At 61.7% G+C, this 21,035-nt stretch carries 21 protein-coding genes; 9 read left to right on the forward strand and 12 right to left on the reverse strand.

All coding sequences use genetic code 11. The features are described from left to right. From dnaK to FGM15_10555, 4 genes are all read right to left on the reverse strand, one after another. A partial coding sequence (gene dnaK / locus FGM15_10540; GenBank protein ID MBU3666294.1) for a molecular chaperone DnaK occupies window positions 1-409 on the reverse strand: 409 nt, incomplete at its 3' end. A 215-nt stretch (window positions 410-624) separates the two neighbouring features. Beyond that, window positions 625-1,638: a DUF4339 domain-containing protein gene (locus FGM15_10545; GenBank protein ID MBU3666295.1), complete on the reverse strand. Its 1,014-nt coding sequence runs from the start codon at window positions 1,636-1,638 to the stop codon at window positions 625-627. Continuing rightward, on the reverse strand, window positions 1,604-1,831 hold the full coding sequence (locus FGM15_10550; GenBank protein MBU3666296.1) for a DUF4926 domain-containing protein: 228 nt from the start codon (window positions 1,829-1,831) through the stop codon (window positions 1,604-1,606). The genes FGM15_10545 and FGM15_10550 overlap by 35 nt, the downstream gene beginning before the upstream one ends. Window positions 1,832-1,833: 2 nt before the next feature. Beyond that, a complete protein-coding gene (locus FGM15_10555) occupies window positions 1,834-2,172 on the reverse strand; it encodes a hypothetical protein (protein ID MBU3666297.1) in 339 nt (112 codons plus the stop codon). A 255-nt stretch (window positions 2,173-2,427) separates the two neighbouring features. On the opposite strand from FGM15_10555, the gene FGM15_10560 reads away from it, so the two are divergent. The 3 genes from FGM15_10560 to FGM15_10570 all read left to right on the forward strand — a co-directional run bounded on the left by FGM15_10560 (window position 2,428) and on the right by FGM15_10570 (window position 7,303). Beyond that, window positions 2,428-3,108 (forward strand): hypothetical protein, encoded by a 681-nt coding sequence (locus FGM15_10560; GenBank protein MBU3666298.1) that lies wholly within the window; start codon window positions 2,428-2,430, stop codon window positions 3,106-3,108. Next, complete coding sequence (locus FGM15_10565; protein MBU3666299.1) at window positions 3,087-4,043, forward strand: amidohydrolase; 957 nt, start codon at window positions 3,087-3,089, stop codon at window positions 4,041-4,043. The genes FGM15_10560 and FGM15_10565 overlap by 22 nt, the downstream gene beginning before the upstream one ends. Window positions 4,044-4,597: 554 nt before the next feature. Further along, the gene (locus FGM15_10570) at window positions 4,598-7,303 is read left to right on the forward strand and encodes a hypothetical protein (protein ID MBU3666300.1); all 2,706 of its coding nucleotides are present in this window, start codon (window positions 4,598-4,600) and stop codon (window positions 7,301-7,303) included. Between the two features lie 39 nt (window positions 7,304-7,342). On the opposite strand, the gene FGM15_10575 is transcribed toward FGM15_10570, so the two are convergent. From FGM15_10575 to FGM15_10585, 3 genes are read right to left on the reverse strand one after another with little or no spacing between them, the layout of a single operon-like run. Then, window positions 7,343-8,215: a hypothetical protein gene (locus tag FGM15_10575; GenBank protein ID MBU3666301.1), complete on the reverse strand. Its 873-nt coding sequence runs from the start codon at window positions 8,213-8,215 to the stop codon at window positions 7,343-7,345. Beyond that, entirely contained in the window at window positions 8,205-8,891 is a 687-nt protein-coding gene (locus FGM15_10580; protein ID MBU3666302.1) for a carbonic anhydrase, read from the reverse strand. The genes FGM15_10575 and FGM15_10580 overlap by 11 nt, the downstream gene beginning before the upstream one ends. Window positions 8,892-8,928: 37 nt before the next feature. Beyond that, a complete protein-coding gene (locus FGM15_10585; protein MBU3666303.1) occupies window positions 8,929-9,903 on the reverse strand; it encodes a sodium-dependent bicarbonate transport family permease in 975 nt (324 codons plus the stop codon). Window positions 9,904-10,015: 112 nt separating this feature from the next. On the opposite strand from FGM15_10585, the gene FGM15_10590 reads away from it, so the two are divergent. Then, window positions 10,016-10,348, forward strand: coding sequence for a winged helix-turn-helix transcriptional regulator (locus FGM15_10590; protein MBU3666304.1), 333 nt, complete (start codon window positions 10,016-10,018; stop codon window positions 10,346-10,348). A 23-nt stretch (window positions 10,349-10,371) separates the two neighbouring features. On the opposite strand, the gene FGM15_10595 is transcribed toward FGM15_10590, so the two are convergent. After that, entirely contained in the window at window positions 10,372-11,355 is a 984-nt protein-coding gene (locus tag FGM15_10595; GenBank protein ID MBU3666305.1) for a sodium-dependent bicarbonate transport family permease, read from the reverse strand. A gap of 105 nt (window positions 11,356-11,460) precedes the next feature. Here FGM15_10595 and FGM15_10600 point away from each other — a divergent pair, with 105 nt between their 5' ends. The 3 genes from FGM15_10600 to FGM15_10610 are packed head-to-tail and all read left to right on the forward strand — an operon-like array spanning window position 11,461 to window position 13,353. Next, a complete protein-coding gene (locus FGM15_10600) occupies window positions 11,461-12,057 on the forward strand; it encodes a carbonic anhydrase (GenBank protein MBU3666306.1) in 597 nt (198 codons plus the stop codon). A gap of 57 nt (window positions 12,058-12,114) precedes the next feature. Beyond that, window positions 12,115-12,960, forward strand: coding sequence for a cobalamin biosynthesis protein CbiX (locus tag FGM15_10605; GenBank protein MBU3666307.1), 846 nt, complete (start codon window positions 12,115-12,117; stop codon window positions 12,958-12,960). A 6-nt stretch (window positions 12,961-12,966) separates the two neighbouring features. Continuing rightward, a complete protein-coding gene (locus FGM15_10610; GenBank protein MBU3666308.1) occupies window positions 12,967-13,353 on the forward strand; it encodes a VOC family protein in 387 nt (128 codons plus the stop codon). Window positions 13,354-13,385: 32 nt separating this feature from the next. On the opposite strand, the gene FGM15_10615 is transcribed toward FGM15_10610, so the two are convergent. Together FGM15_10615 and FGM15_10620 are read right to left on the reverse strand one after the other, a co-directional pair. Further along, on the reverse strand, window positions 13,386-14,381 hold the full coding sequence (locus tag FGM15_10615; protein ID MBU3666309.1) for a formylglycine-generating enzyme family protein: 996 nt from the start codon (window positions 14,379-14,381) through the stop codon (window positions 13,386-13,388). A 65-nt stretch (window positions 14,382-14,446) separates the two neighbouring features. Continuing rightward, a complete protein-coding gene (locus FGM15_10620) occupies window positions 14,447-15,454 on the reverse strand; it encodes a haloacid dehalogenase-like hydrolase (GenBank protein MBU3666310.1) in 1,008 nt (335 codons plus the stop codon). A gap of 40 nt (window positions 15,455-15,494) precedes the next feature. Between FGM15_10620 and FGM15_10625 the strand changes: the two genes are divergently transcribed. Then, window positions 15,495-16,202, forward strand: a complete 708-nt coding sequence (locus FGM15_10625) for a helix-turn-helix transcriptional regulator (GenBank protein ID MBU3666311.1) — start codon at window positions 15,495-15,497, stop codon at window positions 16,200-16,202. Here the strand turns inward: FGM15_10625 and FGM15_10630 are convergent. Beyond that, window positions 16,199-17,860, reverse strand: coding sequence for a hypothetical protein (locus FGM15_10630; GenBank protein MBU3666312.1), 1,662 nt, complete (start codon window positions 17,858-17,860; stop codon window positions 16,199-16,201). The genes FGM15_10625 and FGM15_10630 overlap by 4 nt on opposite strands. A gap of 134 nt (window positions 17,861-17,994) precedes the next feature. Between FGM15_10630 and FGM15_10635 the strand changes: the two genes are divergently transcribed. Further along, complete coding sequence (locus tag FGM15_10635) at window positions 17,995-18,669, forward strand: hypothetical protein (protein ID MBU3666313.1); 675 nt, start codon at window positions 17,995-17,997, stop codon at window positions 18,667-18,669. Between the two features lie 568 nt (window positions 18,670-19,237). Here FGM15_10635 and FGM15_10640 read toward each other — a convergent pair. Beyond that, complete coding sequence (locus FGM15_10640) at window positions 19,238-21,013, reverse strand: hypothetical protein (protein MBU3666314.1); 1,776 nt, start codon at window positions 21,011-21,013, stop codon at window positions 19,238-19,240. Between the last annotated feature and the right edge of the window lie 22 nt (window positions 21,014-21,035).

The following is a 21,035-nucleotide window of genomic DNA, read 5'->3' on the forward strand; positions in this document are numbered from 1 at the left end:
TCTTTTCGCCGAGCTTGGCTTCCGCGTCGGATTTGAGCTTGGCCAAAATCATCGCGCTGATTTCCGGCGGGCTGAACGATTTCTTCTGCCCGTTGATGTCGAGTTCGATGTGCGCGTCGCCGTTGGCTGCTTTGACGAGTTTGTAGGGGACGCGTTTGTCTTCGTCCTTCAACTCGTCATATTTGCGCCCCATGAAGCGCTTGACCGAGAAAACGGTGTTCGTCGGGTTGGTCACGGCCTGGCGCTTGGCCGCTTGGCCGACGAGGCGCTCGCCGTTCTTGGTGAATGCGACGACGGACGGCGTGGTCCGCGCGCCTTCGCTGTTTTCGAGCACGACAGGCTCCCCGCCTTCCATGGTGGACATGCAGGAATTGGTCGTGCCTAGGTCGATTCCGAGGATTTTGCTCATAAAATTTGGAAAAACTTAAGGTTAAAATACCCTTGTAAGCACGTCCCGTGCCAGAGGGTGTGTGACAAGTGACATGTTGCTTGTGAAAAGGGACTTACAAAAATAGCCTCCGCCAAACCGAGGCCCTCCCAAGTGTGACATGATGACCCAAATGGCGCGCTCTATGGCGCAAAGTGTGACAGGGTGACGCGACTCACGCGCATCGCAGCCACAAACTACATTCGGCTGAGAATCTCAGCTTTCTTCGCCTCGTATTCTTGCTGCTGGATCAAGCCGGCGTCGAGCATGCTCTTGAGCTTGCCCAAGACGGCCATCGGATCGTCTGCTGCGGCCACCGCGATCGGTTGCTGGCTTGGAGCGGCGATAGTGATTCCTCCGGCCGCCGCTCGTTTCTCTTCCATGTCACGCATTCTGCGTTCTTCTCTCACGCGCTCCTCTTTTTCTTGTGCGATCGCGTAAATCTTCCGCGCCTGCTTTTTCGGAATGCTGTCGATTTTAAGTGGCGTGCCTCCGGCAACCGTGCAAGTCACGGTGGCGGTGAGCATCTGCTCACTCATGTGGATGTCACCGATGTCGCGCCAGATATAATCTTGGAAGGTCATGCCAAAAAGTTTCGGGCGAACGATCATGAATCTCTTGTTTGTTAGGAGAATTCCGTCCGGGGCGATGTTTACCAAAGGCTTCTTTTGAACCGCGATGTATTCGATTTGCTCACCGCTCGTTAAAAGGTCCTTAGCTTTGGCGACCATCTTCGCCACGATCGCTGGATCCTGCTCCTCTCCGAGAAATGCGTTCAGTGCCAAGTCGAGTCGCTCGACTTTCCGATCGATCGCGCGCGAGATTCCTTCAGCTTTTGATTTTACTGCCGCCACAGCTTGTGGCTCGGCCGAATCCAACATCTGGCTCAGAGGAACCCAGTCGGACATGCCTTCCTGCCATCCCAGGTGGTCAGGCGCTAAGATCCCGTCGGCCAAGGCTGCGCGTATCTCGTCCAACTCGTAAGGACCTTCCTGTTGATCGTTTCGGTATACGAGAATCGCCATGTTTCCGTTTACAGGCCTATTTGGTCTGAACACAAGGCGAATCGGGAAATTTATGGTCATAATTGGCCGATGGCCAATGGTTCCGTTCAAGAGCGTCAGTATACAGGCGTCAGCGCCGAAAGAAACTTGCAGGGCGCCGATGAGCGCGGAGTCAGGCGGCGACCAGCTCGCGAACGTGCGAGACATCGCGCTTGCTGACGGGGCGGCACTGATTGGCCATGACCGTGGCAATGGCGAGCGTATCCCCTGAGAGGGTGATGAACTCAACCTCGAAGGCCTCTCCCGCACGATGAATATGCACAACGGTGCCGACATCACCGGCCTCCAAGCCTTCGGCTGGGAGATCGGCGGTCAAAACCACACAATCGTGTTCGTGGATATTCACCCTTCTAAAGGATATGCAGTGATCAGACGCGGCGCAACTTCGCCGTTATCCATTTGCCAGACAGTTCGCACTTTTGGATTTCGTCCGTCGGGCGTTTTGAGAGGGCCCTCAACTGCGTAGCGGGGCCCGTATCCTGTCTGCGATACGCGCGCCACTTCGTGGGAGCGACCATGCTCCAAGAGCGCGCTGCGCGCTGTGTCTAAGTCGTCCAATGTGAACTCGAAGCGACCCAGGTAACGCGCTTTGTGCGCGCCATGCGGATGATCGGGATTGAGCAAGTAGCCGACAAGTTTGGCATTCTCGACCAGGGCCTCTTCCGCGTTCGGCAGCTTCACTCAGCGTTGGATAATCATGGAACGATGGTTCTGGAAGACGAAAAGGGGGCGCCGATCGCGATGCGGAGAACAACAGACAATTTTTATCAGCCCGGCGGTTGACTCGGCTTCGGTTGTTGCGCTAACGAGCGGACTGTGTCGGCGTTGATTTGGTGGCATGTGTTGGCGGGCTTTGTGGCTGGGGCAGCTTGGATCGCCGTTTGTTCGACGGCGGCTTCGCGCGGCAATCCAACGTTGGCGGGTCTGATCACCGGGATGCCGTCGACCGCGGTGATTTCTTTGCTCTTCATGGCGCTGACGCTCTCGCCGGATGCCGCGGTGCAGGGAGCAACGGCCGCGCCGGCGGCTTTGGGATTGAACTGCGTTTTTCTCGGAGTGTGCGGACGGCTGGCGCGCGCGGGCTGGGGTGTGGCCATGGCGGCAGGATTGCTGGCGTGGGCTTTGCTCGCCGCGGCATGGTGGGCGTTCGCACCGCGGGACCTGGCCAGTTCTTTGCTCACGCTCGCGGCGGGGTTTGGCGTGGGAATGACGATGACACGCAGTCTGTCGGGCGATGATGCTCGTGCGCCGGGGCAGCCCGGCGGTCGGATCACGGCGGCGCGCGCACTTCTCGGGGGTGCCGTGGTATCGGCCACGGTTTTGGTTTCCTACTGGGGCGGCGATTTCGCGGGCGGTTTGGCCGCAGCCTTTCCCGCAGTGGCGGCGGCGACGATGGCCATCGTGGGGTGGTCCTCGGGTCCGAAGACGGCGTGCGCGATGCTGTGCCCGGTCGTGTTGGCCAATGCGTTGACCATCGCTCCTTATCTGCTCGTGGTGCGCGCGACTTACGGGACGATCGGGGTCGCGCCAGGAACGCTGCTCGCGCTGGCGGTGTCCGCGTTTTGCGCGTGGGGTCTTTACACGGTGACCCGGCGATGCCAAAGGAAAGCGGAATGACTTTGCCGGTTTCCCGATTCGTCGATGCGCACGTGCACGGCGTCGATTTTTTGCAGGAGGGCGACGGCCTCGAGAGTTTGCTGCGCGCCATGGATGCCGCGGGCATCGCACGGGCGGTGGTCTTCGGATTGCCGGTGGTGAAGAAGTGGAGCGCCTTCGAGCCGGTCGAACCGCATTACTATTTGGACGACGATTCGCGCTGTTACTACTACAGCCACACGGACCAGATCATTCGCGCAGCCTGGGAAAAACTGCCGGCGGCGGACCGCTCGCGGCTGGCGCCGTTGTTGTGCGGGTTCAATCCCACCGATCTCCACGGGATCAAACACGTCGAGCGCGTGCTGACCGAATGGCCCGAGTGGCGCGGGGTAGGCGAGGTGCTGTTGCGGCACGATGACCTGACGAACATGACCGAGGACGAAACCGCGCGGGCAAACCATCCCGCGATGGATGCGGTCTACAAGTTCTGCGCGCAGCGGGGGTTTCCGCTCTTGCTGCACCACAACAGCACGTCGGTGGGGCGCCGTGGCGAGTATGTCTACCTGCACGAGTTGGAAGAGGCGCTGACCAACCATCCGGAGCTGACGGTGGTGTGGGCGCATTGCGGAATCTCGCGGCGCGTCTTCCACGAGAATTACCACGAGATGCTCGAGGACGTTTTGCGGCGCCATCCGCGACTGCATGTCGATATTTCCTGGGCCTGCCGGGAGGAGGTGATGCCCGAAAGCGGAGGAGTCGCCGAGGGATGGGTCCCGCTCATCGAGGAATTTCCGGACAGGTTCCTGCTCGGATCGGACATGGTCGGGCATTTCGACCAACTCGGACAAACCATCGCGTCCTTCACGCCCTTGCTCGAGGCGCTATCCGCAACGGCGCGGGAGAAGATTTCCTCGGCCAACGCCGAGAGATTGTTTTTCGGGTGTGCAAGAGGCTAGCAGCGCTGTGGGGGTGGGTTCATCTGGTGCGGTTGACAACATGAAGCTTACCATCGTGTTGATTTCTGTGGCTCGTATGCACCCTCTCCTCGCCGCAGTCGCCTTGGTTTTGCTTGGATCCCTTCCTTGCCGGGCAGACCTGATTTACGCTCGTCGATGACGATGGGCCTTGGCAGAGCACGGCAGGTTCGATCTGGCTGGCGCAGTCATTCAGCACGGGCGCGGCGCTGATGACGCTCAACACCGTGAGTGTCTGGATCCGCAACGCCAACTCGTCCAACACCTCTGCAGTGCCGAGTTCGATGAACCTCTGGCTCTACGCGGCCGACATCAACAACAAACAAGCCGACCGGCTCCGTGCTTGCAGACTTTTGGTTTGGACGGGGGGCAGAGGGGCATCCGTGCAGTGTGAAAGAAAACAGGCGAGACGGCCGTTCCCTATCTTTTGGAAGACGTCCAGAAGCTTCGGGACGTGGGCATAAGGGGAGCTTGTCTTGACCGCGGGAGTCGGGGCTGTAACTTAGTTAAGAACACTTCGACCCAACCCTGCCGGAATGTCCAAAGCCGCCACCATTTTTCTCGGCGTTCTGCTTGTTTTGACCGGCCGCGCCACCTTTGCGCAGACGAGCTACACTTGGACAGGCGGCGGCTCGGACAACAATTGGGGCACCGGTGCCAACTGGTCCGGAGGCATTGCGCCATCCGGGGATACGGGCAACAATGTGCTCGTCTTCGCAGGCTCCACGCGCACCAACGCGAACAACAATCTTGGCAACTGGAGCCTGGGCATGGGCCAGCTCCAGTTCGCCAGCGGTGCCGCATCGTTCACCCTTTCGGGCGATAACTTCGGCTTCCGGCCATACCTCGGATCCCAAGAGCAGCAGATCATCCAAAACAGCGCAAACACGCAGACGATCGGCGTCGGTGCGTTTTCTTTTCGCAACGACAACAACAGCCGCATCAACCTCAATGCCGGCGACTTGGTCATCACGGCGTCGGACCTGTTCATCGACGCCTCAAGCAGCACGGTTCGCAATCTCACAGTGACCGGCACCGACACGACGCGCCGCACCGTGACTTTCGCGGGAAACGTGAACAAGGGAGCCAGCGGCCAGGATCCCGACATGTATATCCAGGAAAACAAGCGTGCCTTGGTCACCGGCTCACTGACCTTCGGCTCGGGTAATGACGCGTCGGTCTTCGTGGAAAATGGCGTCCTGCAATTCAGCGGCTCGGGCTCGATGACGGGCGGGCGTCCGCTTCTCGGCGCCACATCCGGCTCGGCCGACGCCTCCCTCTTTCTCGACACGGCCGGTTCGACCTTTGGTCGCCAGGTGGAATTCCGCAGCGGATCGTCCGGACGCCGGACGGTCGGCGGCCTGAACACCAACGGCACGGTCACGTTCTCGGGCGATTTCGTGGGAAGCGGCGACATCGACCTGGCTGCCGCGACCGGCGGCACGGTGGTCGTCTCCGGCACGCGCAATTTCAACAGCAACCTCTTGGTCAACCGGCCCGACGGCGCGACGACTTACGGCGGCACGGTCGTGCTTTCCAACTCTACCACCTCCTCGGGCTGGACCGCACTCGAGGGCGGGACGCTCGAATTCGGCAACCTCAACCAGATCGGCACCGCGCACTTCGAGTTCAACGCCTCCTCGGGCGACTCGGGCACCATGCGCTACACCGGCGGCACGGCGACCAACACGCGCACCCTGTGGATCGACAACACCGGCATCACCCGCGCGGCCATCGACATCGCCCAAGCCGGCACGACGTTCACGTGGAATCCGGCTGACGGCAACGTCAACCAGAACCTGACCAAGACCGGCGCCGGCACGCTCGTCTTCGGGGCGAACCGCATCACCGGCAACGCGACCGTGGGCGTCGAGGCCGGCACCCTGGTGATCACCGGCACGAATACCTATGCCGGTGGCACCACCGTGGCCAACGGCACGCTCGTGGTCTCGGCGGGCGGCGCCGCGGGCGGCAGCGCCTCCGCACTCGGCAGTGGTTCCATCACCGTCGGATCAGGTGGCCAACTGACCTGGCATTTGAGCGCGTCCGGGTCCCACACGATCAGCAATGCCATCTCGCTCTCCGGCGGCACTCTCTACACGGAAGACGGCGCCAACACGTTCTCCGGTCTGGTCACGCTCGCCTCCGGCGCGAGCACGATCAGCGCGCAATACGAAGACACCATCACGCTTTCCGGAGGACTGTCAGGCAGCGGCAACGTCATCTTCACGCAGTCCGGTTCCACCGGCGGTTGGGCTGCTCCCACCTACGTGCTCTCGGCCGCCGGTTCGAACACCGGCACCGTGCGGATCAACGGGTCGTCGGGCAGCGTTCCCACCCAGTTGCAACTGGGTCACGTCAATGCCCTGCAAAACGCCACGCTCGACCTCGCCACCGGCGACACCGGCGTCGTCGCATTCACTGTGGCGGGAACAAACACCTACAACCTCGGAGGATTGCAGGGCAGTCGCAACCTCGACCTCGGCGCAAACAGCATTTCCGTCGGCGGCAACGGCAACTCCACGGCCTACAGCGGCGTCCTCTCCGGCGCCGGTTCGTTGATCAAGAGTGCGGCTGGCACGCTGACGCTCACCGGCACGAACACCTACAACGGCGCGACCACGGTTTCGGGCGGTCAACTCACCGTCAACGGCGCGGCCAACAACACAACGGTGACGGTGCAAAGCGGCGCGAGGCTCGGCGGCGGCGGTTCCATCGGCGGTCTGATTCTCGGCTCGGGCAGCACCCTGGCCCCGGGCAATTCGGTCGGTCTGCTCACCGCGACCAATGCGATCCTCGACGGCGGCGCGGCCTTCGAGCTGGAAGTCTTCGATTGGCTGGGAGCGGGGGGAACGGGATGGGACCTCCTGGCGGTGAACGGAAATCTCACCCTGAGCAACACGACCAACAACAAGTTCACCATCAACCTGGTGTCGCTGCAGAACACGAACACGCCGGGACTGTCCACCAATTGGAACGCGGCCAACAGCTTTACCAACCGCTTCATCAGCTATACGGGCAGCCTGCTCGGCACGACCTTCTCGCCCGATCTATTCACGGTGAACACGGGCGGGTTCCAAAACACATTCGGCGGCACCTTCAGCGTGACCAATGTGACCGGGGGTCTCGCCTTGCTCTACACGCCAAGCGCTCCCGTGCCCGAACCCGGCACTTGGGCCGCGGCGGCGCTCCTTGCCGGCGGTGTGGCTTTCGCCCGCTGGCGCAAGCGGCGCATTGCTTAAGTGGCTGTCGTTGGGCCGAGAACCGTTTTCTCCGGCTGCCTACGGATTACAGTGCGGACAGAAGCCCGGGTCCGCTTTGTGTCGGTCGGTGCGCGGCTTGGATTCGATGTGCGGGCAAGCCACGCAGTGGAACTCCTCGGCTTTCCAATCATTGGTCGGCTCGCCGCACCATGAGCAGGGGAGGCCGGATTCCAAGCGTGCCAAGCCGAACCCCGGGGCGTCGCAGGCGGGGCACGCTCGCATCATGCGGGCGATGAGGTCATCGCACGCCGCGCCGATGTTTTCCGTGCGCGTCGGATTGAGATGCGCGCGTAGATCGCTCTCGGCAAAAACGGCGCCGGCTTTGGCCAGCGCGAGGCATTCGTCATAAGCCGCGCGCAACGCACCATGGTCGGTGAGGCCTTTGCGGATGTGCGGATGGTTTTCGTCATCGGGACGAAGGACCAGCGCGTGCGTGGGAAACTTGGCTTTTCCGGCGAAAGCGGCGAGGGCGTCCCAAGTTTCGAACGTGCCCGAGGCATGATGGCCGGGTTGGCGAACAGCGCCAGTGATGACGAGATTACGATGGCGATCGACGAGCGTGATTACTTCGAGATTGAGCGAGCCGAGTCCGAACGGACCCGGAATGAACGATCCTTCGCTGCCCAAACCGAGCGGACACCCGGTAAGTTTAATGGCCAATTCGGCTTTTTTGCGCGCGGCATCGAGCTGATTGCCGAAGCGCGGGATTTCGCGGGTGAAAGTTCCCAGCGTGTCGGTATCGAACGCATCGGTCACGGCGATCGTCGCACCGAGCGCTGCGGCGAATCGCGGGGTGATGGCTCGCTCCTTGCCATGCTTTGTCAACAAGGCAAAAGACGCGCCCGCGTAAGGCGCGTCTTGGCGTGAGATTTGTTTTGGATCAGTCGGCATCGGCGAGGAATTGCACTTTCCCCGAAGCGAGATCGTGCACTCCGCCAACGATGCGGATTTGTCCCTTGTCCGCCAATTCTTTCAGGATCGGGCTCTTCTCCGTGAGCTGTTTGACCTGCCAGCGGACGTTCTCCTCGATGCAGGCGTTGACGAACTCGGGGTTTTTCGCGGTGTCATCACCCTTCTGTTCTTTGGCTGCCCGGGCCACGGCGGGCTCGATGCGGTCGAGGAGACCGGTGAGGTTGCCGAGTTCGACTTTGTCGATCGCTCCGACCACGGCGCCACAGCCGCTGTGTCCGATGACAGCGACCAGCTTGGCGCCGGCCACTTTGGTGGCGAACTCGAGGCTTCCGAGCACGTCCTCATCGACCACATTGCCGGCGAGGCGCGCGTTGAAGACATCGCCGATGCCTTGGTCGAAGATCAATTCGGTCGAAGTGCGCGAATCGATGCAACTGACGATGGCGGCGAAGGGTTTTTGTCCGCCGCTGGTGTCCTTGGCCTCTTCGAGAAGATCGCGCCGCTCGGCCACGCCGTTTTGGAATCTTTCGTTCCCGGCGCGGAGTTCGGCCAATGCTTCGTCGGGTGTGGATGGCGGTTTGCCTTCGGGCAAAGCAATCGCGTTGTGGATCGCGGCGCAGGCCGCTACGGTTGCGATGATGTGTTGTTTGTTCATGGTGTGTGTGGTTGCGGGTTGAACCTGCGCGGCGGACTCATGCGGGGACGAGCCAGCGGGCGTAGGAAAAGTAGAGCGGGATGCCGACGACGACATTGAAGGGGAAAGTCACCGCCAACGACGAAGTAAGGTAAATGGCCGGGCTCGCAGCGGGCAGGGCCACGCGAACGGCGGCGGGCGCCGCTATGTAGCTCGCGCTCGCGGCCAGCGTGCCGAGGACGGTAGAACCCCCCACGCTCATGCCGCAGAGATAGCCGAGCGTCACACCGAGAATGCCGTGCAGGAAGGGCATGACGATGCCGAAGGCGACAAGGCGCCAGCCGGCGTGCCGCAGATCGCCAAGCCGACGACCGGTGACGAGTCCGATCTCCAGCAGAAAAAGGGTTAGCACACCGCGGAACGGATCGCTGAAGAGCGGTGCGACCTGCTCGGCGCCCTTTTTGCCGGCGAGCAGACCGATAGCCATGCCGCCCATGAGCAGGACGATCGACTTGCTGGTCAGCAGTTCGTGCAGGACTTTTTTCATATCCCCGCCGCCGGCCGCAATGGTGGTTTTGCCGACGAGGAAGATGGCGAGAATGATGGCCGGAACTTCCATCACGGCGAGGAGCGCAGCTACGTAGGGCTCGTAGGGGATTTTGGCGAATTGCAGGAAGGCGAGGGATTCACCGAACGTCACGGCGGACACCGACCCGTAGTGCGCGGCGAGGGCGGCCGAGTTTACCGCATCAAGCCGCCCGAAGGTCTTCATGAGGAAGTAGCACCAGACCGGGATGGCGAGGCTGAGGAAGATGGCCGCGGTGAGGGGCTTCCAGAATTCGGCGAAAGTGACCCCGTCGAGGTTGGCTCCGCCCTTCAGCCCGATGGCGAAAAGCAGGTAAATGGTCATCGCCGTGTATATCTCCGGCGGGATTTTCAGGTCGCTCTTCACCAGGCTGGCGATCACGCCCAGAATGAAGGCGAGGACCATCGGGGTGAGCAGACTCATCATCAGGGAATTGAGAACGTCCATGGTTTGTTGCGGTGTTGTGCGGGTTTCTTGTTTGTTGTATTATGAATCACGTCATGAAAAACATGACATATAATGCATGTATTGGACGACACCATAGGCTGTCAACCCCTCGATGAAAAAAAATCCAAAAAAAATCACGGCCCCTGAACCGCACGCCTTCACTTATCTGACCAACCACAGCCATGTGCTTGTGGCCCTGGACACCGATCCCGAACTGAGGGTGAGGGATCTCGCCTCGTTCGTCGGCATCACCGAGCGCGCCGTGCAGCGCATCCTCTCCGACCTGGAAGAAGCCGGGGCGATCAAGATCGAGCGCGTCGGCCGCCGCAACCGCTACCGCATACAGCGCGGCGGACGACTGCGCCACTCGCTTGAGGAGCACTGCACCATCGGCGGACTGTTATCGTGGGTGCACTCGGGTGCGCGGTCACGCGGAGGCGACTGACTCACCGGCCGCGATCATGATTTCTACGTCATTCCCCACATCCAGCGGATGGCCATCCAATAGAGCGGGATTCCGAGCGTGATGTTGAAGGGGAAAGTGACACCCAGGGAGAGAAGTTCCACCAAGCCGGGGTTGGACTCCGGCACGGCGTGCCGCATGGCGGCGGGCGCGACGATGTAGCTGGCGCTGGCACTGAGGATGGCGAACAACAGCGCGTCGCCCGGCGCCATGCCGATAGCTTTGGCCAGGAGAATGCCGAGGGTTGCATTGATCACGGGCGCGACCAGACCGAACACAACGAGTGGCGCGCCGGTTTTTTTGAAAAGCCCCACGAGCCGTCCGGCGTGCATGCCGGTGTCGAGGAGGAAGAAGATGACCATGCCTTTGAAAAGTCCCGACATGAATGTCTCCAGCGATTTGCCATGCGCCGGCCCGGTGACCCAGCCGATAAGCAGGCTGCCGAGGAGTAGAAAAACCGAGGCGTTGAGGAACGACTCACGAAGAAGGGATGACACCGTGGTCTTCGGCGCCGCGAGCACGCGGCGCGGCGCGAACATGCGCACGAGGAAAATACCGGCGATGATGGCAGGCGATTCCATGAGCGACATGATCGCGACCATGTAGCCGCCGAAGGCCTGTTCGTTGCGCGCAAGGAACTCGGTGCCGACGATGAAAGTGACGATGCTGATCGACCCGTAGGTGGCGGCCATGGCTGCCGCGTCGTATACAGACAGGAATTTCCTCAGGACAAAAAACACGCCGACCGGCACCAGCACGGCCATGAGCATTGCCGCGAGGATGTAGAGCAGCACCGTGGCGTTCAGCCCGGAGGCGGCGAGTTTGGTGCCGCCGGTGTAGCCGATGGCGATGATCAGATAGAGCGAAAAAAGTTTCGGGAGCGGAGCGGGGATCTCCAGATCCGTCTTGAGCAAAACCGCCGCCAGCCCGAGCGCGAAAAAGAGCGCTGCGGGATTGAGCACATTGGTTATGGCGAGCCCCCAGTCCATGTTCAGCGGGGCGGATTGCACAAGGATTTAGCGCCGGGGTCAATGCGGAGATGAAGGCTCGTCATGCTCCCCGTGCGGGGTTTTAATGCCGCGCCAGTGCGGTCCATGAGCAAGTCACAGAACGTCCTTGAGGTTGAGGCAGCGAACGAGCGATATGCGGCGAAGTTCGGCGGAAAGCTGGCCAACCTGCCAATCCCGCCCGCGCGCAAATTCGCCATCCTCACGTGCATGGATGCGCGTATTCATGCTTCGAAGCTTTTCGGCCTCGAGGAGGGCGACGCGCATGTCATCCGCAACGCCGGCGGCCGTGCGAGTGACGACGCAATACGTTCTCTTGTCATCTCCCACAAGCTTCTCGGGACCAACGAATTTTTCGTGGTGCACCATACCAACTGCGGAATGGTCACATTCACCAACGAGGTGATGGCCGGCTTGTTGGCCAGCAGTTTGGACACGGCGGTGAAGGACGAGAACGGTTGCTGGCGTGATGTGGGGCAGGGCCCCGGATCTCCCGAGGGTGCGCGAATCGATTGGCTGACGATTTCGGACGAGTTCCAGGCGGTGATCGATGACGTGAAGACGATCCGCAATCACCCGCTGGTTCCGAAAACCATTCCGATCTACGGCTACATTTATGACGTGCGCACCGGAAAGCTCAACGAGGTGCCGGAGGCGATGGAGGCCGGTGCGGTCGCATGCTGACGGCCCCCGGCTTTTGATGGTTGAAGTGTGCGCGGCCGCAGGGCTTTATTGCGCTCTGTGGAAAGCCCGTTTCCGCCAAAGCCATACAGCGCGCTGCTCATCCTCGCCCATGGGTCCAGCGTGAATCCTTCTTCGAGCCGGCCCACGCGCGAGCTGGCCGAACGTTTGCGTTCCTCGGGCCTGTTCGGTGAAGTGGCCTGCGGGTTCTGGAAGGAAGAGCCCGGACTTCGGGAGGCGCTCGATTCCCTGACCAAGCCGGAAGTGTTCATCGTGCCGAACTTCACGGTGGAGGGATACTTCGTGCGCAAGGTCATTCCCAAGGAACTCGGACTCGCGGGGCCGGTGACAGTGCGTGACAACGGCCAGGTTATCCGCCTGTGCCTCCCGGTCGGCGGGCACCCGCGCATGACGGAAGTGTTGCTGCATCGTGCGAGGGAGGCCGCCCCCGGCGTTGATTGTTCGCGGGCGGCCATGCTCGTTCTCGGTCATGGCACGCCGCTGGATGCGCGCAGCTCCGAGGCCGTCGAGGCGCAGGTGGCAGCGATGCGCGCACGCGGAATTTTCGCCGAGGTCCACGGCGCGTTCATGGAGACGCCGCCGAAGATCGAGGACTGGCGGAAGATCACGGCTTGCCGCGATGTGATTGCGGTCCCGTTTTTCATCGCCGACGGATTGCACAGCGATGAAGACATTCCGCGACTTCTCGGTATCGCTGGTGCCGGGACGGCCGCGGAGCGCGAGGGCAAGAACCCGCACCCCATCGATGGACGGCGTTTGTATTACTCGCGGGCGATCGGCACGGACGCGGGGCTGGCGCAGGTGATCCTCGATCAGGTGCATGCGTGGGAGCTGTGCGCGCGCGGCGTTCCGCGAAACGGGGAGACAGCGGATGCGGCCGTGTGATAGTTATTGCCCATGGTCACAAAACTCCTTCATACCCGCTACCGTGTCGCCGATCTCGAAAAGACGGTGAATTTTTACAAGGACGTGCTCGGTTTGCAGGAGGTTCGCCGACACAAATCGCCGCGGGGATCGGAATTGGTCTTCCTCAAGGCGCCACAAAGCGAGGAGCTGATCGAGATTTGCTGCTATCCGGGCAGCGGACCGGTGATTATCGGGCCCGATCTCACGCACCTTGCCTTCGAGGTCGATGATCTCGAGGCCTTTGCCAAGCATTCGGCCTCCAAGGGTTATCCGCTTTCGGATGGCCCGACGAAGTCTTCCAGCGGGTCGGTCTTCGCTTTTATCGACGCGCCGGAAGGCTACGAGATCGAGTTGATCCAACAGGGCGCGTAAGCGTGGGTGGCGCGTGCCCGCGGCGCGAGCCCTCAAAGGCCCGTTGTTTTCGCTTGAGGTGCTGAATCCGTTGCGTCCATGGCGCAGCGGAAACCGACATGGCTTGTGCCGGTGTCGGGCGGCGTTCCGCGACGTGCGGAGGGACGGTAGCTCTCGCAGTAGGAGGGGTGACAAAGGAACGAGCCGCCTTTGGTGACGCGGCGCTCGGCACCGGGAACCAACGGGGGCGACGGATCCCCGGGCATCATGGCTTCACCTTCGGCCGTGAGGGGTCCGTGCGGATCACAGCAGGCTTTGGTGTCGCCGGCTCGTGCTGCGTAGGTGTCCGCGCGGTAAATGTCGCTGCACCAGTTCCAGACGTTGCCGGTCATGTCATAAAGACCGTAGCCATTGGGCGGGAATGAACCGACAGGCGAAGCGCCGACGAAGCCGTCCTTGCCGTCATTGTGATAGGGAAACTCGCCGGTCCAGCGGTTGACCATGTATTTGCCGTCCGGCTGTTCCTCGTCGCCCCAGGCGTAGCGCTTTTTGTCGAGGCCTCCGCGCGCGGCGAACTCCCACTCGGCCTCCGTGGGAAGGCGTTTTCCCGCCCATTTTGCGTAGGCCTGAGCGTCTTCGAAAGCGATCTGCACAACAGGGTAATTCTCGCGTCCTTCGATGTTGCTTTCGGGACCTTCGGGGTGGCGCCAGGAAGCGCCGGGTGTCCATACCCACCATTGCGACATGTCGCGGAGATCCACGGGACCTTTGGTCGGATGGAAAACAAGCGAACCGGGCACGAGAATTTCATCCGGCGGCTTGGGTGTGCCGGGCGGGACTTGTTTTTTCATCTCCTCCCAGTCGATGGGACGCTCGGCCACTGTTTTGTATCCGGTGGCTTCGATGAACTTCGCGAATTCGGCGTTTGTGACCGGATGCGCGTCGAGGAAGAACGGCGCAACAGTCACGCGGTGGGCGGGTCGCTCGTTGGGGAAGGAGCGCTCGGAGTTCGTGCCCATGGTGAACTCACCCCCGGGTATGAGAACCATGCCGGCCGGAGGTCGTGGTCCGCACGCCGCGACGCACAGGGCGCAGAAAAAGAGAACGAAAAGCTTCAAGGGGTAAAAATCTCAACCCAGTCTTTCGCCATGTCCACCACTATCCAACCGCGCTTGGGCGCATCGGCGAGGGCGGCCACGAGTTTTCCGGAGCTTTTGGCGTCCTTGTCGTAGGCGTATTCGCGCTCGGCGTCAGTGTGATGGACGATCAGCCCGAGCGACGGGCGCGGGTTGTTGATCGTGGTGTATTCGAGCATTTCCTTGTCGCCGTCGCTGTTGCCGAAGCACGCGATCGGGCGACGGCCGATAAACTGATGAATGCCGACCGGCTTGCCGGCTTTGTCATCGACGAAAAGCGCATCCGGCGTTTTGACCAGCACCGGGCCGTTTTCACGCAGCTCGTAAACCGTGCGTGCGTTCGACCCGACGACTTGTTCCGGCGGCACGCCGTAAACGCGTTCGCTGAAAACGCGCATGAAATCCGCCCCGCCGCCGGAGACCAGGAAGGTCTTGAAGCCGTGCGCGCGCAGATAGGCGAGCAATTCCACCATCGGTTGGTAGGCCAGTTGGTCGTAGGGGCGTTTGAAGCGCGGGTGTTCGGCGGTTGCGAACCACGCGCGCACACGGTCGGCGAATTCGACGGTAGTCATGCCCGATCCTGTCAATTGTATGAGGCGGAAGAGACCTTTGTAGTGGTCGGCCAGCAAGGCGGCCAAGTTGCCCCCGAGTGCAGACTGCACGGCGGGATCGTCGTTCCATGAGGGTTCGTCCGGTAGCCGGCGCTTCAATTCGTCCATGGTGAAGGCGAGTTGGAACGGCATCGGGTTCTCCGGCCAAAGCGTGCCGTCGTTGTCGAAAACCGCGATACGTTCGGAGGGCGGGACGAAATGCGGCGAGTCTTCGCGGGTCACATTCGCCACAAAATCAACGATCGCGTCCTTCGCGTCCGAGTCGCGCCACGATGCAAGGGCCGTGGGTGCCGCGTCCGTCCTGTTGACTTCCGCGGCGGATACGACGGCCGCGCAATGCGGCGAGTTGCTGCATGGACGCTTCGGCTTCGCCATCCCCGACCAGGGTCCGAGTATAAAATTTTCCGGCGAGGAGATGGACCGCTGCCGTCTTGCATCGGCGATGACCGGCAAAGAAATGGATGTCCACGCCCCGGCCGGACTCAAGCAGTTCGTCGTGCTGCTCGACCACGCGCGGATTCGCGCGTTGGCCGACGAGGCCGGCCTGCCGTTTGAAGTGCAGCGCGCGCTTTGTCCCGGTCGCCCGACCATGCCGCTGGTGGCGCGTCCGCAAGCCGTCGCCGCCTTGGGACGCAGCCTGCGCGAGCGTTTGCGGGCCGCAGCCGAAGGAAATTTGCGCATGGATGCAGCGGATTTCGAGGACTGGGTTTACGCGGAGGCTTTGTCCATTCTCGACGTGAGGGAGATGCCCCCCGGACGCCCGCCTGCCGCGGTGCTGGTGCGGCGCGCGACGGATTTGGTGGACTCGCAGCGCGGACCTGTGCGTATCGCCCAGCTGTGCAGCCAGCTCCGGGTGAGCCCCAGTTCCTTGGAGAATGCCTTCAAAGTGGTGGCCGGCGTGACTCCGCACGCGTTTTTCATGCGGCGCCGATTGAACCGCGCACGCACCGCCCTTTTGCGCGAGGATCCGGAAAGGAGCCGGGTGACGGATATCGCCACCGAACTCGGTTTCAGCGAACTCGGACGCTTCGCCGTCCGATACCGGAAGATGTTCGGCGAAACGCCGTCGGAAACACTGCGCCGCCAAACCCGCTGCACGGTGGCCGTGCCGTTCGCGAGCTAAGAACGCTTCAAGTGCAGGCGCAAAATGCGCCGGAATTCCTGCACGCCTTCGGGATTTTCATTCGTTCCGTGGCCGGACGGAACGATCTTTTCCGATGCCGCGCCCTCGAGATGGGAACTCCAGTAAGGCACGACACCGTCGGAGCTGTCCGGCGTGTCACCGCGTCCGCGGTCTCCAATGACCGAGTGGTAGGGAGTGCTTCCCCTCATCGGGAGTTTCATGATTGCGGCGAGCAGGGGAGATCGGGCGCGCAGAAAAACGAGGCTGTTCGCCGGCGCCACGAAAAGCTCGCGAACGTCGTCGTGGAGGAATTTCTGGAGATCCATCATGTCTTTGCGAAGAAAACCGAAAGGCAGGCGCACGAGCCGTGCGAAGAATTCGGCGAACGGATTCACTGCGAGTTCGCTGCCGCGGTGAGGTGTGGCGAAAAAGACCACGCGCGCGACCTCGGGTCGCGGATGGAATTCCACAATGCGGATGATGTGCTCTTTCAGCCTCGGCGAGACGTTCATTTGCTCCGGGGGCGTCTTGAGGAATTGCCGCCAGAGGTGCTTTCCCCCGGTGCGGATCTGCAGGCCGGAGATCAGGCCGCCCATGCTGTGGCCCGCAAGCACCGTGCGGTCGAAGTTCCGGTTCACGCGCTGCGGATCGAGCACGACGCGGTAGCGGTCGAGTTCGCTGCGCAGCTTGGCGGCCGATGCCCAGACCGGAAGCCCCGTGGGGTAGAGGAAAAACCAGAACTGGTAGCGCTCGCGGATTTCTTTATCGGCCAACAATTCGTTCACGGCGGGAACCCATGTCTCGGGCCGCGACATCAGGCCGTGCACAAAGACGACCGGGATCTTGCCGGGGTCATAGACCGAGAATTGGTAAAGCCCCGCTTGGCCCATGTTGATGTCGGAGCGGAACATCTCGCGGACGGCCATGATGCGGTTGCGGCCCTTCGACACCATGTAGGCGAGGGGCGCGGAAAAATCCGCGGCGAGTTTGACTTTTCTTCCTTCGATCAGGACTTCGTCGTCCTCCCGCGTGCGGTAAAACACCAACTGCGGATTGCCGCCGTCGAAGCGCACCAAGGCCGTGACGGGCTCGCAAACACCGGCCAGCGGCGTGATGCCCGGCTGTCCGCGCAGCGCAGACGATTTTGGCGCGAATCGTGCCACGCACGGGACGCCTGCGCCATCCTGCACCGTGCGCACGCGGAGCTTTTTGATCTGTATTGATGAAGCCGCGAGCAGTTCGTCCGGAACCCGCGGGTCGAGCGTTGTCGGGGAATCGCCGGCGACTGTCAGCGCTCGCCCGTCCGGGAGGCGTGCGGGCGCGAAATTCTCCGCTTTCATAATGCGGACAATCTCCTCGCTGGCTGCGCGGTTGAGTTTGTGCTCCTCGCTTCCTGGGGCGGCGCTGCGTGTGAGGTGCACCGCCTCGAGCAGCGCGGAGAGCTGGTCCGAAGCACCAACTCCGGGTTGCGTTGCTTGTTTTAGGAGCAGGGCGGCCCGATTTTCCCCGTTGGCTTGGATCAATTGGCGCGTCTCCGTGTGCGCGGCGGAAGATTTCCGCACTTTGACCCCGACGACAGAGCATCCAACGGTCAGCAGAGGTGCGACGAGAAGTGCGACCACACGCAGAATCCGCTGGTGTGAGGATGGTGTTGCCATGGACCGGGAACTTTAGCGTTTCGTCCCGCCATGGAAAGCCATGCTTCGGCTGCCGCGGGAGCTTCGTGCGGCCGCATCATTTTCTGCTAAATGTGCATAGTCCGGGTCGGCTGCGCAGCCGATGATCCGCGCTTATGCTGAAACCCGAACGATCTTCTTTTGTCGCACAAACTGTTCCGAAAAGTGCCGCTCATCACGGCAATGTGCCGAGTGATGCTCCCACGCCTCGTGAAGTTCGTGCCCAACTCCAGCGGGTGTTGGACAGTCCCGATTTTCGTTCGTCCGCGCGCAACCGGAAGTTTCTCGCTTTTGTTGTCGAACGCAGCCTCGAGGGCGGTAGAACCGGTGGCTACGAAGTGGCGACCAAGGTCTTCGGTCGTCCGGCCAGTTTCAACGCCTCATCCGACCCGATTGTCCGGATCGAGGCGGGCAAAGTTCGCCGCGACCTCGAGACCTACCATCTCAAGGGCGGCAAGGATGATCCTGTGCATATCGTCATGCCCAAGGGTGCTTATCGTGCGGTGTTCCTCCGCAACGGTGTCTCGGCAGCCGGGAATGCGGGGATTTTGCGTGCGGCGCTGCTCGGTTTGTCCGGTCAGCGCGAAGTGGCTTCGGCGAGTTGGCGGCGCTTGCCTTCTTCATGCACCGCCGGCCCCGTCGATTCGCGCATTCTCGACCGCATCGGGGCGCAGGCCCTGCGCGACGAGAAGGTGAGGGGGTTGCTGCTTTCCGGTCTGCTCAATGCTGCGAGCTGCGCCTCCAGCACGACAACGGAGCGCGCGGCAGACAGCTTGCGTGTCGTTTCATGAGAACTTCCCGTTTCCATCACCGCCCCAAGCGCATCGCGCGACGCGAGGAAAGAAACGCGTTTTGCGCCTTTGTCATGCCCTTGGCTTGGTTGGCGGGTGTGCTCGGCGGAGCTGTTGCTCTTGGGGCGCTGGTGTATTTTGGCATCCATGCCGGTGCTCTCGGGGCGGGCGTCATCCTGGGTCTAGCGCCCGCTTGCGTCGTATTGATGCGCCTGAATCGAGGCCATGACAGCCGCGCTCTTGAACCTTGATTGCAAAGACCGTCTGCCACGGGTCGCGGACTGCGGCACCCGTGCGATGCGCGCCGCTTTAAACCACGACGGCCTTTTCCGTTCCATGATCCTCGGCAAAGAACTGCAGCATTTCCGGATACGCATTCGCTAGCGACGGAACCGCATCGGGAATGTGCTGTGTCTCGAACCGGCCCCTCGTCGCGCGCATCGACCAGAACCCAGTGCCCGGCTTCGACTTTCGGTTGTGCTTCTTCCCAAGGGTGCAAAGCTTGCCAGATGGCAGCCATGCCAGGCGCGGCAAGCAGGGTAAAGTATTTTGGCGGCAAGTCTTGCTGTCACTGAATGCGTTCTCGCGGATTTCTCTTCCTATCCGGCTCTCTTGCAGCCCTCGTCTCGAACACGTCCCCAAGCCACCAGCTAAGTCCGCGCACGGCGAGCTCGGCCATGGCGGCAGGATGTTTTTCAAGTTGCCGCAGCACTTGGGCGGTAAAGTCTGTGACCGGCTTCTCTTCGGTGCCGGTGATCGCGACGGAGCACCAGTAGAGGCCGTCTTCCTGTTTGGAAAAGACGGTGGAGGTGGCGTCCGGCAACCATGCCAAGGACTCGACCGGCAGCCCGACCAACAGCGCGCCGCTCAAGCGACCGTCGGTTGTAACCCGCACGGAACCGCGCAATCCGGCGCGTCCGGCAGAAAGCACGTCCAATTTTTCAATGCACAGGCCTTCTCGGTCCTGCTTCCACGCGCATTGCGCTTTAGTCAAATCGAGGTCGAGATACGTTTCGTCCTTGAGAAAACGTGCGAGAAATTTCTGGAAGGCGAATCCGTCCAGTTGTCCGCCGTCCACCGATACCGTGCCGCCTCCACGGCCGTGGCCGAGTTTGGTGCCGTGCCATGCCCAGTCGGCCTGCGCGGACAGTTCGCCGTTAACTCCGCCGGCCAAGGATGAGGGAAGATAGGCGGACAAGGGAATGCGCGAAACGGCGACCGAGGCCGTGGCATCGCGCGTGGCGATGTTCCAGGTTGCGCGGCCATGCAGGGCGAAACCGTTGGCCCCCCGGACCAGAAGGTTTTTCACCGCCGCGATTCCGTCGGCCAGTTCGTAGTCCAGTGACACGTTGTCGAACTCGAAATGCCGCAGCGCCGGATCGTCCGCGCGTTCGGCCAGATTGTCGAGGTAGGACCAGTCGTGCAATTTTGCTCCGGTGACCGAAAGCTTTCCCGTGCTGTGCGTGTTGCCTCCTGTTGTGTCCGTGTCATAGGAGAGTTTTCCCGAGAGTCGTCCCGACATGACCTCGGAGATCTCCGTCGGGAGCAGCATGCCGATGTTGAGATCAGTGATGTCCGCCTGCGCCGCTATGCTTTTGTCCGCATGCTGCCCGAGACGTCCGGAAAGCCGGATGTTGCTTCGTGCACTCCCGGGAACCCGCAGATAAAGGTATCCGACTTCGATCGCTTCCCGCGTGACATAAACTTCGAGGCTGTCCACGTCCAAGTCGGGAAATCCGGGATAACGCAACGCGCCGTTTTTGCCGAAGTATTTGAAATTTTTTCCGATCATCGTGGCGCCCACGTGAATCCGCTCTCCGGTGATCCTTGTTTGCCCGACCGGAAGCTCGATTTTCATGTCGGGACACTCGATCCATCCGCAATGAAACTGTGATGGCATCAATGCCGCATACCAAGGCTTCGGGCCGGGCTGCGGATCTAGGGCCTTCAATGCGTCATCGGGTGTGCGCAGCACGAACTTTGCGTTGGCGACGCTGATCAGATCCACCTGCCATGCCCCGCGGAGAATGCCCCGGGGATCGAAGCGGCCTGTGGCCGGTCCCGTGTCAAGGGCGCCTATGGCTTGTCCGGGCCATCCGGTGCTGGTGAATCCGTCCGTTCGGACGGAAAAACCTTCCTCCAGTTGCAGTTTGCCGAACTTTCCATCGACTTTGAGTGCGGAGGAGACAGCCCCGGAGAGGATGCGATGGAACTCTTTGCCGGCTACCCAGTCCGCGAGCGCGGGAAGTATCAGGTGGCGGCCCGCCAGGGGCAGGGCTACCGCGGCAAAAAGGAGCGAAACCAGCGCAATGAAAGCGAATTTTCCCGCGCGCGACCGGAGCATCTCGCCACGCTATGGTCATTCA

This window comes from Chthoniobacterales bacterium (assembly GCA_018883245.1).
Taxonomy (GTDB): Bacteria; Verrucomicrobiota; Verrucomicrobiia; order Chthoniobacterales; family JACTMZ01; genus JACTMZ01.

Excerpts from the sequence above, each read along its gene's own strand:
- FGM15_10580 (MBU3666302.1), bottom strand. The coding sequence starts at position 8,891 with ATGAACAAACAACACATCATCGCAACCGTAGCGGCCTGCGCCGCGATC.
- FGM15_10595 (MBU3666305.1), bottom strand. The coding sequence starts at position 11,355 with ATGGACTGGGGGCTCGCCATAACCAATGTGCTCAATCCCGCAGCGCTC.
- FGM15_10545 (MBU3666295.1), bottom strand. The coding sequence starts at position 1,638 with ATGTCTCGCACGTTCGCGAGCTGGTCGCCGCCTGACTCCGCGCTCATC.
- FGM15_10585 (MBU3666303.1), bottom strand. The coding sequence starts at position 9,903 with ATGGACGTTCTCAATTCCCTGATGATGAGTCTGCTCACCCCGATGGTC.
- FGM15_10630 (MBU3666312.1), bottom strand. The coding sequence starts at position 17,860 with ATGGCAACACCATCCTCACACCAGCGGATTCTGCGTGTGGTCGCACTT.
- FGM15_10575 (MBU3666301.1), bottom strand. The coding sequence starts at position 8,215 with ATGCCGACTGATCCAAAACAAATCTCACGCCAAGACGCGCCTTACGCG.
- FGM15_10565 (MBU3666299.1), top strand. The coding sequence starts at position 3,087 with ATGCCAAAGGAAAGCGGAATGACTTTGCCGGTTTCCCGATTCGTCGAT.
- FGM15_10625 (MBU3666311.1), top strand. The coding sequence starts at position 15,495 with ATGGACCGCTGCCGTCTTGCATCGGCGATGACCGGCAAAGAAATGGAT.
- FGM15_10640 (MBU3666314.1), bottom strand. The coding sequence starts at position 21,013 with ATGCTCCGGTCGCGCGCGGGAAAATTCGCTTTCATTGCGCTGGTTTCG.
- FGM15_10635 (MBU3666313.1), top strand. The coding sequence starts at position 17,995 with ATGCTGAAACCCGAACGATCTTCTTTTGTCGCACAAACTGTTCCGAAA.
- FGM15_10560 (MBU3666298.1), top strand. The coding sequence starts at position 2,428 with ATGCCGTCGACCGCGGTGATTTCTTTGCTCTTCATGGCGCTGACGCTC.
- FGM15_10615 (MBU3666309.1), bottom strand. The coding sequence starts at position 14,381 with ATGGTTCTCATACCCGGGGGTGAGTTCACCATGGGCACGAACTCCGAG.
- FGM15_10570 (MBU3666300.1), top strand. The coding sequence starts at position 4,598 with ATGTCCAAAGCCGCCACCATTTTTCTCGGCGTTCTGCTTGTTTTGACC.
- FGM15_10620 (MBU3666310.1), bottom strand. The coding sequence starts at position 15,454 with ATGGCGAAGCCGAAGCGTCCATGCAGCAACTCGCCGCATTGCGCGGCC.
- FGM15_10590 (MBU3666304.1), top strand. The coding sequence starts at position 10,016 with ATGAAAAAAAATCCAAAAAAAATCACGGCCCCTGAACCGCACGCCTTC.
- FGM15_10600 (MBU3666306.1), top strand. The coding sequence starts at position 11,461 with ATGAGCAAGTCACAGAACGTCCTTGAGGTTGAGGCAGCGAACGAGCGA.